This window comes from Sporosarcina aquimarina (assembly GCF_019748715.1).
GTDB classification, from domain to species: domain Bacteria; phylum Bacillota; class Bacilli; order Bacillales_A; family Planococcaceae; genus Sporosarcina; species Sporosarcina newyorkensis.
This window is the reverse complement of sequence record NZ_JACLBZ010000006.1, coordinates 66,683-79,024: the sequence shown is the minus strand read 5'-3', so window position 1 is coordinate 79,024 and position 12,342 is coordinate 66,683. Positions and strand designations below refer to the sequence as shown.

General features: G+C 41.5%; 13 protein-coding genes. 7 read left to right on the top strand and 6 right to left on the bottom strand.

Annotation, left to right across the window (positions count from 1 at the left end):
- Positions 1–48: 48 nt before the first annotated feature.
- Together H7J92_RS02760 and H7J92_RS17590 are read right to left on the bottom strand one after the other, a co-directional pair.
- Complete coding sequence (locus H7J92_RS02760; RefSeq protein ID WP_246602431.1) at positions 49–942, bottom strand: HAD-IC family P-type ATPase; 894 nt, start codon at positions 940–942, stop codon at positions 49–51.
- A complete protein-coding gene (locus H7J92_RS17590) occupies positions 943–1,104 on the bottom strand; it encodes a hypothetical protein (protein WP_246602430.1) in 162 nt (53 codons plus the stop codon).
- Positions 1,105–1,201: 97 nt separating this feature from the next.
- Between H7J92_RS17590 and H7J92_RS02755 the strand changes: the two genes are divergently transcribed.
- On the top strand, positions 1,202–2,698 hold the full coding sequence (locus H7J92_RS02755; RefSeq protein WP_221835248.1) for a multicopper oxidase family protein: 1,497 nt from the start codon (positions 1,202–1,204) through the stop codon (positions 2,696–2,698).
- A gap of 344 nt (positions 2,699–3,042) precedes the next feature.
- Positions 3,043–3,600, top strand: coding sequence for a YdhK family protein (locus tag H7J92_RS02750; RefSeq protein ID WP_221835278.1), 558 nt, complete (start codon positions 3,043–3,045; stop codon positions 3,598–3,600).
- 162 nt (positions 3,601–3,762) lie between these two features.
- On the opposite strand, the gene H7J92_RS02745 is transcribed toward H7J92_RS02750, so the two are convergent.
- Positions 3,763–4,959, bottom strand: a complete 1,197-nt coding sequence (locus H7J92_RS02745; protein WP_221835246.1) for a chromate transporter — start codon at positions 4,957–4,959, stop codon at positions 3,763–3,765.
- 15 nt (positions 4,960–4,974) lie between these two features.
- Positions 4,975–5,304: a PadR family transcriptional regulator gene (locus tag H7J92_RS02740; RefSeq protein WP_221835245.1), complete on the bottom strand. Its 330-nt coding sequence runs from the start codon at positions 5,302–5,304 to the stop codon at positions 4,975–4,977.
- Between the two features lie 375 nt (positions 5,305–5,679).
- Here H7J92_RS02740 and H7J92_RS02735 point away from each other — a divergent pair, with 375 nt between their 5' ends.
- The 3 genes from H7J92_RS02735 (at position 5,680) to H7J92_RS02725 (ending at position 8,998) form a co-directional block, all read left to right on the top strand.
- Positions 5,680–6,351: a response regulator transcription factor gene (locus tag H7J92_RS02735; protein ID WP_343228062.1), complete on the top strand. Its 672-nt coding sequence runs from the start codon at positions 5,680–5,682 to the stop codon at positions 6,349–6,351.
- A 3-nt stretch (positions 6,352–6,354) separates the two neighbouring features.
- Positions 6,355–7,821 carry a sensor histidine kinase gene (locus H7J92_RS02730; RefSeq protein WP_221835242.1) on the top strand — a complete coding sequence of 489 codons (1,467 nt, stop codon included), beginning with the start codon at positions 6,355–6,357 and terminating at the stop codon, positions 7,819–7,821.
- A gap of 64 nt (positions 7,822–7,885) precedes the next feature.
- Positions 7,886–8,998, top strand: coding sequence for a TolB family protein (locus tag H7J92_RS02725; protein WP_221835241.1), 1,113 nt, complete (start codon positions 7,886–7,888; stop codon positions 8,996–8,998).
- Between the two features lie 307 nt (positions 8,999–9,305).
- Here H7J92_RS02725 and H7J92_RS02720 read toward each other — a convergent pair whose 3' ends face one another.
- Together H7J92_RS02720 and H7J92_RS02715 are read right to left on the bottom strand one after the other, a co-directional pair.
- Entirely contained in the window at positions 9,306–9,833 is a 528-nt protein-coding gene (locus H7J92_RS02720) for an isoprenylcysteine carboxyl methyltransferase family protein (protein ID WP_221835240.1), read from the bottom strand.
- A gap of 1 nt (position 9,834) precedes the next feature.
- Positions 9,835–10,914, bottom strand: coding sequence for a type III polyketide synthase (locus H7J92_RS02715; protein WP_221835238.1), 1,080 nt, complete (start codon positions 10,912–10,914; stop codon positions 9,835–9,837).
- A gap of 93 nt (positions 10,915–11,007) precedes the next feature.
- On the opposite strand from H7J92_RS02715, the gene H7J92_RS02710 reads away from it, so the two are divergent.
- Positions 11,008–12,036 (top strand): LLM class flavin-dependent oxidoreductase, encoded by a 1,029-nt coding sequence (locus tag H7J92_RS02710; RefSeq protein ID WP_221835237.1) that lies wholly within the window; start codon positions 11,008–11,010, stop codon positions 12,034–12,036.
- Entirely contained in the window at positions 12,023–12,322 is a 300-nt protein-coding gene (locus H7J92_RS02705) for a cupin domain-containing protein (RefSeq protein WP_221835236.1), read from the top strand. Before H7J92_RS02710 ends, H7J92_RS02705 begins: the two co-directional genes overlap by 14 nt.
- Positions 12,323–12,342: the final 20 nt, after the last annotated feature.

Sequence of the window (12,342 nt, the reverse complement as noted above, 5' to 3'; positions counted from 1 at the left end):
CGTCAAACGGATTGCTTTTAACAAGAACTACATCGGCGGTTTCGATAGCTACACAGCAATGCCTAAGTCTGCTTTGGCAAGGGCGGGAGCATCATTTACACCATCTCCAGTCATTGCAGTCCGAAGTTGTTCAACTTTTTGTATATGCTCTATCTTTTCGGACTTCTCGTGTGGAAGGACTTCAGCAAAGATCTCTTCCATTGCGAGTTGTTTACCTATATAATGCGCCACTTTTTCATTATCGCCTGTAAGCATGATTGATTTGACATTTATTTCTTTTAACTTTTTGACTGCCTCTACAGCAGTTTCGCAGACGATATCAGCAAGGGCGATTATACCGACAAGTTTTTTATCAATCAACGTGAATACTACCGTCTTTCCTTCAGAAGACCATTGATCGAATTTAACATTATCAAATTTTAGATTCAACTCTTTCACATAACCGGGACTGACGACCATGACTTGTTTGCCATGCACTGTCCCTTCCGACCCCTTCCCAGTGAGTAATTGAAATCTTTCCACTCGCTGTAAAGCGATGCCCATCTCTTCTGCTTTCCTAGTTACACCTTTCGCAAGAGGGTGTTGGGATTGTGCTTCAACCGCGGCTGCAAAAGAAATAACGTCTTTTTTACTGAAGTTTTTAAAAGTGTCAATGTTTGTTACGCCAAATCCGCCTTTTGTAAGTGTACCGGTTTTATCGAAAACGATGGCTTCAATATTTCGGGCACCTTCAAAAGCAGCACGATTTCGTATGAGAAGTCCATTTTTAGCTGCTAGTGATGTTGAAACTGCCACAACCAAAGGAGCTGCCAGGCCTAAAGCATGTGGATAAGCGATGATTAGTATTGTCACCATTCTTTCTATTGCGAAGGAAACAGGATAGCTCAGGGAAATCCAAATAATGAACGTGATCAGCCCTGTTGCTAATGCACCGTAAAACAATCATTTTGCAGCACGGTTCGCAAGGTCTTGAGCTCGTGATTTGGATTCTTGCGCTTCCTTTACTATGGTGATTACTTGTGAAAGGTATGTTTCACTGCCGATTTTCATAATCAGTAAATCTAGCATTCTATAATTCGTATCAATTAAGCCAAGTTTTTGCATACATTGTGACAGTTTCCAAATACAACGTCCTCTGCATATTTTTTTCATACTTTCTTGTTACACTAAAATCGCAATAAAAAAAGAAAGGGGAAAATCGATGGGAATTAAGATGAAGCTTGCAGCTGCGGCAATTAGCATTTTCATAATAAGTGGTTGCAGCAATAATAAAACAGAGCCTGTCCAGGGTATAGATCATACAACGATGGGTCAAAACAAAGGAGAAACGGACCACTCCATGATGGAGGGACACATGAGTCACGATGAGGTGATCAGTCTAAATGATTCATCCGGTGAAAATGAACTAAAAATCCCAACTACCCTTAGGCCTGATGAGGACGAAGAAGGAATCGTCTACACTATCCGTGCAGAAAAAGGAAAAACCGAAATATTTGACGGTGTTGAGTCAGTCACTTACGGATACAACGGATCATTTTTGGGACCTATGCTTCGTTTCGAAAAAGGCGAAACAGTGAAAATTAAAACGATAAATGAATTGGATGAAGAAACTACTTTCCATTGGCATGGGTTAGAGGTTGCAGGAGATGTGGATGGGGGCCCTCACGATGCTCTTAAACCGGGAGAGGAAAAAATAATTGAGTTCAAAGTGGCTCAAGAGGCATCAACTTTATGGTTCCACCCCCACCCCATGGGTAAAACTGCTGAGCAGGTTTACAACGGGCTTGCAGGATTGATTTATATCTCAGATAACAATTCAGAAAGACTTGAGCTACCAGATGAATACGGGGTAAATGATATCCCATTGATTTTTCAAGATCGCACATTTGATGAGCAAAAACAATTGAATTATAACGCAGCTATGAATGAAGATGGCACAATCGGGGATACATTGCTGGTAAATGGCACGTTGAATCCAAAGTTAACTGTAAATAAAGAGAAGGTTCGTTTACGCTTAGTAAATGGATCAAATGCAAGGAACTTTACCTTCAAGCTGAATACGGGAAATTCGTTTGTTCAAATTGCAACGGATGGTGGTTTCTTAAATGAACCGGTTACGTTAAATGAAATTACCCTGACGCCTTCTGAGAGAGCAGAAATCATCATTGATTTTTCAAAGATCCAGACAGATGATGACCTGGCGTTAATAAATGAAGAGGATTCAGTTCTTTTGCCTTTTGAGATTTCTGATAAAAGCGCAACAAATAGTATGACTCCAGGGCAGATGAATGATTTTTCATTGACAGAAGAAGAAAAGGATTTGCCGGTTACCAAGACAATAGAACTTTTCGGCATGATGGACATGGTAACGATAAATGGAAAGAAGTTTGATCCTGAAAGAATTGACTTCACACAACAGCAAGGGGTCACTGAAGTATGGGAGATTTACAATAAGCCGGATATGATGGGTGGTATGATTCATCCATTCCATATCCACGGCACACAATTTAAAATTCTCTCACGAGATGGAGCAGAGCCACCGGAAAATGAACGTGGATGGAAAGATAGTATATCCGTTAAACCAGATGAGAGAGTGAAGATAGCTATACAATTTAAGCATAAAGGTGTATATATGTTCCATTGCCATATCCTCGAACATGAAGACAATGGCATGATGGGGCAAATTAAGATTGAATAATAAATAATACGCGAAGTTCGTAACAGCCAGTGCTGATTAGATTGCACTGGCTGTTTGACTAGTATTAATGAAATTATTAGGCTTTCTAATCTGTTATTTAAAGATGGTTCACATCGTGTTTCTAACACAACATAGCGGGAAAAGAAAAAAGCCTTGATACAGATAAAATAAGGATTTTTTAAGGAGTTTTTTCTTTTGCGTTTTAAACCTTCTGTAAAGGGCAAAATACTACCGGAACCAAATTGGAGGTAGATTTCATGAATACCAAGTTCGAAGAATATTTGGAGGCCAGCAGGCAAAAAGTTCATATTTCAAATGAAATTGAGAGGTGTCAATGAATGAAAATGAAGCCGTATTTGCTAATTTTAACTATAGCAATCATGATTGTTATCAGTGGATGTGGTAAGAATAACAGCGATGGAGAAAACTCAGGTACGAATAATGAACCCCAACATGAGAACATGGAAATGGAGCATTCTGGATCAGGTGAGGTCCCGCCAACCTTAAAAGAAGCGGAAAATCCAACATTTCAAGTTGGAAGCACAGCAATCATTGAGACAGATCATATGAAAGGGATGAAAGGTGCCGAAGCAACAATAGTAGGTGCATATGATACCGTAGCCTATTCCGTTTCATATACATCAACGACGGATGCAAAGCGGGTGGAGAATCATAAATGGGTAATCCAGGAAGAATTAAAAGATGTAGACGATAAGACTTTAGAAAAAGGAAGTGAGGCTACCTTACTGGCCGATCATATGCAAGGAATGGAAGGTGCAGTGGCGGAGATTGAGTCAGCTGAACACACAACTGTATACATGGTTGATTACAATCCGACTTCAGGCGACGAGAGAGTGACAAACCATAAATGGGTTACGGAAAGCGAACTTTCTGGTAACTGAAAATTCACCAAAGAAATATTAGGCAAAGGATAACAGGGAAAACATCGATCACCTAGCACATTGTAGGCTAGGAAGCATAATTTAAAATGTTCGAATTGTGAGGCAAGGGATTTAATCAACCAGTGAACACCACTCAAATTTATTGAGTGGTGCTTTACATATTTACTGAATCATTGCCAATAGCGATCCGCCTACAGCCCCGGAAACTACAATAATCCAAGGAGGAAGTTTCCAGTAGGCGAGCATACTAAACAAAATAGAGGCCAAGGCAAAATCCACAGGTGCTAAGATGGAACTTGTCCAAATCGGAAAATAAAAGGCGGAGATTAAGATTCCGACCACTGCTGCATTCACGCCTAATATTGCGCCTTTAATTTTAGGGTTGTTCCGTAAACTATCCCAAAAAGGCAATGCACCAAGGATCAGAAGAAAAGCTGGTAAGAAGATCGCGCCCGTTGCGACCAATCCGCCGAGCCAACCATTCATAACAGTCCCTAAATAGGCAGCAAAGGTGAATAGAGGACCGGGTACTGCTTGTGTTGCTCCATAACCAGCTAAGAAAGATGCCTCACTTAACCATCCGGTAGGAACAAATTCTTGTTCTAATAAAGGTAAAACAACATGACCGCCACCAAAAACTAATGAGCCGGCCCGATAAAAGCTATCAAACATAGCTACCCAATAGGAACCAGTTATTTCTCGCAGGATCGGCAATAGAAAAAGCAAACTGAAAAACAGTGCTAGACAAATCACTGAAATTCTTTTAGCGATTGGGAATTGTGAACTTGTTTCTTCGGATTCTTCAGGTTGTTTGTAAAGAAGAAACCCAAGGAGTGCAGCTAGTAATATGACGCCTACTTGAGTGAAAGCTGTTTGCCAAACCAGTGTACCGACTAGAGCGAATAAAGCAATGGCTTTTCTTTTGATATCAGGAGTTAAGTTTTTTGACATGCCCATTATGGCATGGGCAACGACAGCTACCGCTACAATTTTTAATCCATGAATCCAACCGGCAGTTCCGACATCAAATCCTTTGAGTAGCAAAGCAAAGAGTATTAGAGCAACAACTGAGGGGAGTGTAAATCCTAAAAAAGAAATAATCCCTCCTAAAACTCCTGCTCTCATAACTCCTATGCCTATTCCTACTTGGCTGCTCGCCGGTCCCGGCAGGAATTGAGCTAACGCAACTAAATCAGCATAACTTTTTTCATCCATCCATTTTCTTCGACGTACATATTCCTCGTGAAAGTACCCTAAATGAGCGATTGGTCCCCCAAAAGATGTAAACCCAAGTCTTATTGAAACTAAAAATAATTCTAAAAGTGATGTAATTTTCCTACGTGGATTCGTTTGATTCATTAGTAACTCCTTTTATTAGTCATTGATTTCTTTAAAGAGTTCGTATGCCTTTTTCCTCGCCTCAATAAGTATTAGATCTCCTTTTTCAGTTATCGTATAATATTTTCTTATTTTGCCCTCCACCTTACGATCCTCCTTCATTAGAAGACCGTCTGATTCCATGGAATGTAATATTGGATAAAGAGTACCTGGACTGATGGTATAGCCGTGTTCTCTAAGTTCTTCTAGCATCCACACACCAAAAATAGGATGTTCTTTTGCGTGATGCAAAATATGTATGTGAATAAAACCAAGAAAAAGCTTGCGTAACACTTTGTCGTTTTCCAAATTCGCACCTCCTGTCATTAATAACGAAAGTCAATATCGATATCCGTTATTGGGAATATAACACTGTTAATACTGTCTGGCTAGTCCGATTGATGAAAGTTTACATATTCTTAACAGTATGCCGATTCATCTGCAACTGTTTTTTTCTAATCATGTATAATACCTGAATGTGTTAAATGGAAATATGATAGTTTGAATTTATCTGCTAGAACAATACTCTCTGGTTTCTCGTCAAAAGCTATTACTATCCTTAAAATTGTAATTGTGTAAACGAATTTTGAGTGTTTGAAGGAGAAGCATATCGGCTCAACGGGCTCCTTATTTAACCAGGCAACAACTTAGCAACAAGTTCACGCTATACTAGATATAGCTTAGAAGTAGGAGAAGATGAAAATGGAACACGTACAAAAAACGATCTTAATTATAGAAGATGAAGAATCGATCTACGATATACTATCGTATGCTTTACGGAAAGCCGGGTTTCGAGTCATGGGTGCATCTACAGGAGTGAAGGCGTTAGAAATTCTTCAAGGGATCGAGATTGATCTTATTATTTTAGATATCATGCTGCCCGATACCACGGGCTTTGAGCTTTGCAAAAAGATTACGGTCATGACGAATTCCCCGATTCTCATGCTGACAGCGCGCGATGATATCGTAGACAAAGTTGTAGGCCTCGAACTCGGTGCAGAAGATTATATGACGAAGCCATTCGATATTCGGGAAGTTCTTGCGCGTGTGAATGTGTTACTTCGACGCAACCAGAAGCCATATCGATTGATTCACCTCAATGAGAGTATCCATATCGACCCACGTGCCCACTCCGTTTTCAAGGATGGACAATTGGTCACATTAAAGCCGAAGGAATATGAACTCTTACTATTATTTGTTCAACATCGGAATCAAGTATTTTCAAGAGAAGAAATTCTCGACACCGTCTGGGAAATGGATTATGAAGGTGGACTGCGAACAGTGGACGTACATGTTCAACGAATTCGTAAGAAGCTCGAATCATCACTCATCGAGACGGTATTCGGCGTAGGTTATAGAATGAGAGGATATTGAGCAATGAAACTAACGATCCGGAAGAAATTCTTTATTGTTTTTTTCATCTTGTTTTTCTTTGCAGCAGTTCTGAGCAATCAAATCATGGCGAAGATACTTGAAAAATATACGATGACCAATCTCGAAGAAGCTGTGACCTCGCTGCAATATTCGTCGACTCAATTTATAAAACAATTTGAACAACTGCATCCGCAAAACGGAAACTTCATCGTTGAACACAGTGATACACTTGCGAATGAATTAAGTAAAATGAATAACCAAAGTGTAGCTTTGTTTGATAGCGAAGGGCGGTTTTTATATGAAGCTGTGCCAATCGATCGCCCAATTCTGATGGAACAGCAACGCTATCAAGCAAGTGTAGGGGAGAACAGCAGCGAGGAGTTAAAACAAGCATTTCAAAATAAATCTTCTTATACCATTCAACCGCTGCGGGAGGGGACACTTCTCTATTTCGCGTACCCGCTTTATCTGAATGATACGCTCTACGGAGTCGTTCGTTTTACAGCAGATTACACGGATGTTTTCTTACATAATAAAAGCCTGCTTCGGGCATTCACCTTGCTTACCATACTTTTGTTTTGCGGCGTCTATTTAATTTCATTGTTATTAGTTAATCAATTCATACGAAGAGTTAAAGAAGTGACAAGTGCAACGAAAAGGATGACAACAGGCGACTATCAGCCAATTTCTGCAAACAAGGCATCCGATGAAATAGGTGAACTGGCTCAGAATTTCCTGCAGATGCAATTGCAAATTCAGCAGCATATTCAAACGATTGAACAGGAGAAAGACAAAGTGGTAGTGCTCGAAGAAAAACGCACAACTTTCTTCCATAATATTACCCATGAACTGAAAACACCGCTGACAACCATTTCAGGCTATGCCCAAATAATAGGAGAAAGAGCATTTGATGACATAGAATTTCTACAAAAAGCTTCTTTGAAAATTAGAAAAGAGAGCGAACGTCTAAATGAAATGGTCACTCAATTACTAGCACTGTCAAAATACCAATCGTATGTGCCCGATTCCATTCATGAAACTGTAGATGTGTATCCGATGCTGCAATCTGTCTGTGAAGACCTGCAAATGATGGCAGTTCCACGCGACATGAAGATTCACCTGCAAGGCCGTCCTTATATAGTGGAGGGCAATCCGAATGAAATCCAACAGCTCTTTATTAATGTAATTGATAATGCCATCCTGCATGGAATACCAGGGTGCGTTATTGAAATCACTGTAGACCAAGAAATCATGGTGACCAATCCATGCGCGCCTATCCCTCCGGCCATTGCCGACAATATATTCGAACCATTCGTGCACAGTAAATCGGAAAACAGTTCAGGCTTAGGATTATTCATATGTGCGGATATTACGGCACGTCATCACGGAACGATTCAGTTTGAAGAGAAAAATGGACAGGCTGAAATCAAAATAAAAATACCTCAACAGAAACATGTCGGCAACAAGTAAAGCATGGTTGGCAACAACATTTTTTTATGATCAATCTGTACGCTACTAACAGGAGGTTATGAAAATGAAAAGAAAATGGCATGGAATTGCGGTACTCACGTTAAGCAGTATGCTGGCAGCAGGCTGTTCACTTTCCGGAGAAGTGGCGCCAAAGACTGTAACGTTAAGTGACAATGTAAAACTTGAAAGTGCGTTGGATGAGAACCATCTACTCATCACGCATGAAGCTACGTTTCCCATTGAAATTACAGCGGATTACACAGGTTTTAAAGGGAATCAGTTGTATTTCAATCAACACAACGCAATGTATAAGTATGATGTAGAGAGCAAAAAAAAGGAAAAGGTGATGGGAACACCGTTCACCTCTATATCGGATGACGAACAGCGAGCAATTTCACATGTAAATGAAAAGTTTTACGTACATGATTTCCAAAACGGTACGAAAAAATTTATTGGCAATGCTACGGAGGAGTGGAGTACGTACTTTGGAGATGCTAAGGGTTCGTCGGTCATCCAAGTAAAAGACACTAGCGAAAATTTCACAGTGGAAAAGACCGTCTTAGAAAGCGATCAAAAGTTCAGTTGGGATATTGATGAAGTCTTTGATAGTAACGGTATAGCAATCAATTCATTTCAATCGAGCGAGGAAGGAATATATATTGCAGGTAATTCTTTAAAAGAAGGATATGGCTTGTATCATTTATTGGATAATGGAGATGTGAAAAAACTTTCATCTTTGGAAGGGGTAAATTCAATGGCCCGCTTTCAGTTTTTAGATGAGCAGACGATCATTTTCAATGATGAATACAAAGGCAAATCGGGTATTTATACGCTGAATCTATCAACAGGAGATGTGACACAGCTTGTAGCGGGTGGAGAGGATAAAGAAGGCATCTGGGTGCCGTTTTATAAACTATCGCCGGATAAGAGTAAAATTTTATTTGATACGCCGGTGCAAGTTGGCAAAGAATATAAAACCAATGTCTATGTAGCGGAGTTTGTAGAAGGCAAACTAACAAAGCCTGCGCTGCTTATGCAAAATGCAGAATTATTTGCCGTGATTTCGGAGACGGGTTATTGGAGCGATGATTCAAGCAAAGCTTATATCAGTACGACGGTTCCGGGAAATGACAAAATCGATGCAATAGAAGTTTTTAAAATCGAATTGGATAAATAAATATCAAAACACAGACTGTCCTGAAAGTCCAAAACGGCTTTCAGTAACAGTCTTTTTTGTACGATCGGTAAGTAAAGCAGCGAAACGAGCCAAAGTATGCGGTAGCCACACCAATCAGATTCAGAAACGCACCAATCAACTCTCCATCCGAACCAAACTATCTCCGAAACGAACCAAACACCTTCAGAACCGAACCAATCAGCTTCAGAACCGCACCAATCCAGCCTTGCGCCACACCTTTCCTCTGTTTACCAACCGACTGGATGAAACAAAAACTCCCGTATTTACCGGACATCATCCTTTCGAATTAAAACACCTCATTATAATCCGTAAGCTCCCGCAGTGCTCTTTCCTCCGCAGGAATCCGAACCGACAGCATCCACAGATTTAGAATAAAGAATAATCCAGCGGTAACATACGCATTGAACAATAAAGGCAAGACGAGCAATTCCGTAGTCACAATTACATAATTCGGGTGGCGGATCCAGCGATAAGGTCCTTTTTTCTGAACGTTCGCACCTGGCAGGATGAGGATCTTTGTATTCCAAAACTTGCCTAGCGATGAAAGACACCAAACACGCAGTACTTGCATCAGCAGAAAAATCGCCAGCAGGATACCCCAAAAAGCCGGCAAAGGACGATTGAAAATGAGTACTTCTACAAGCAATGAGACGAAAAATGCAGTATGCATCAGCACCATCCATTTATAATGTGTCGAACCAACCTCAACCGCTCCTTGGCCAAGCATCCACCGTTCATTGCGCTTCGCTACAGCGAGCTCCACTAATCGCTGGATGACCACGATAATGAAGACAATCAAGAATAAACCGCTCATCTTACTGCCACTCCAGCAACAGAAGCTCTCCGCAGAAGCCAGGACCGAGAGCAGCCATCAACCCACGTTCTCCCACAGCCGGCTGTTGTTCAATAAATTCTTTCAGCACATACAGCACAGTAGGAGACGACATATTGCCGTGGTGCTGCAAGACTTTTTTCGAAGTAGCGGTTTCATTAGTATCCAAATGAAGCGCGGCCTGATAAGCGTCCAGCACTTTCTTGCCCCCTGGATGTGCGACGAAATGATTAATGTCGGACATTGACAGCTCTTGTTCTTCGACAAACTGGTGGACGACCGGTCCAAGCCAGCTCTTGATGATGGTCGGGATGCTTTTCGAAAATACAACATGAAGGCCATCATTTTTGATATCCCACCCCATGACGTCCTCTGAGTCCGGCATGAAGCGAGAGGAAGTCGCGCGGATGGCAGGCATCGGACGTATACTTTTCACTGTCGACTGTTCTCCTGAAACGAGTGCACAAGCAACACCGTCAGAAAATAAAGACACACCCACTAAATTGCTTTTTGATACATCGTCACGCTGGAACGTCAAACTGCATAGTTCAATCGCCAGGACGAGTACATTTGATTCGGGGTATGCGTTGCAATAATCAAATGCGCGGCTCATGCCCGAAGCACCGCCTGCACAACCAAGTCCCCAAATCGGAATACGTTTGATATCATGACGAAACGGTAATTGATTAATAAGGCGCGCATCGATACTTGGCGTAGCCAGACCGCTGCTCGAAATGAAGAAGATTGCATCGATCTCAGCAAAATCTACCGGACGCGCAAGTGTGGCTGTATTATTGAGACATTGTTCCACCGCTGTCTTACCAAGCTCTACGGCGTGTTTGATATAGACATTATTTCGAGTTTCAAAATCATGCGGTTCAGCATACCATTCAATCGGCATGCATACTTGCCGTGTATTAATCTCTCCATTTTGAAACACTTGAAGTAAACGATCAATGTTTTTAAATGAATCCGAAAACAAAGAACGGGCAAACGACATGGCTTCTTCTTGCTTGATTTCAACTGGCGGATAAACGGTACTGACAGAATGAATTGTTGGCATAGGCAACCTCCGTTAAAAATTATAATGAGCTAGAGTAGTGAGTTATGCTGAGACTTCTTGTAAACTATATGCAACAAGAGAGGAGGACTTGTCTTGAAGGTCAAATTAAGTATCTTGGATCAATCGCCTATTTCAGACGGGCAAAACGCTCACGAAGCTCTCCAGCAGACAGCCGAGCTAGCGTTAAAAGCGGAGGAGTGGGAATATACTCGTTTTTGGGTGTCAGAACATCATGATGCATCCACATTGGCAGGTTCATCTCCTGAAATCTTAATGGCACATTTGGCCACTATCACTTCCACTATCCGCATCGGGTCTGGCGGTGTCATGCTACCTCACTATTCCCCTTATAAGGTGGCAGAAAACTTTAAAGTGCTCGAAGCGCTGTTTCCCGGACGAATTGACGCCGGAATGGGCAGGGCACCGGGCGGAATGCCGCGAGCGACATATGCCTTAAACAAAGGACAGTATCAAAACAGAGAACAATTTCCAGATCAAGTGGATGAATTGCTGATGTATTTACATGATGCATTGCCTGAAGACCATAAATATGAAGGGTTAAAAGCGACTCCGATTACGCAGAGTGCACCGCCGGTATGGATGCTTGGTACGAATGAGGGGTCAGCAAGTTTAGCGGCAGAAAAAGGTTTGCCGTATGTTTTTGCACAATTCATTAATAGTGAGGGTGGCGTGGAAGCTGCAAAACACTACCGCACTAACTTTCAAGCCTCCGATTATTATCAGCAACCGGAACAAGCCTTGGCGGTTTTCTGTATTTGTGCTGAAACAGAGGAAGAGGCGAATCGCGTGGCGTCTTCATTGGATTTATTGCTGATCATGCAACAGCAAGGAATGCCGGTTGAGGGAACTCCAACACCTGAGCAGGCGGCTGAGTATGAATACAGTCCACTCGAATGGGAACTCGTACAGCTCAATCGCGAGCGTATGAGCGTAGGTACTCCAGAAACTGTTCGCAAGCAACTCGAACGGCTGGCGGATGACTTTCAAGCCGAAGAAATCATGCTTGTCACAATAACTTATGACTTTTATGATAAGCTGAAATCATTTGAGTTGATTGCGAATGAATTTTTGAAAGGAGCGAAAGAAAATGAAACTGATTGACACGAAGAATCAGCTGAATGACAAAGAAAAGCACATGGGAAAAGTAGTTGGAGTGGACAATGCCACATTGACGAACATCCAGCTAAAAGCAGGCGAGGAAATTGCTGAACACGATTCAAAAAACGAAGCAATTATTATTGTACGTAAAGGCAAGGTACGATTTACGGTGGAAGGGAAGCCGGTTGAGGTGACACCTGAAAACATTCTGCACATGGCACCGCTTGAAAAGCATAGCCTGCATGCAATTGAAGATACGGATTTAGTGTTAGTTCAGGTGCAACCATGACTCCGACTTTTTGAACAGCT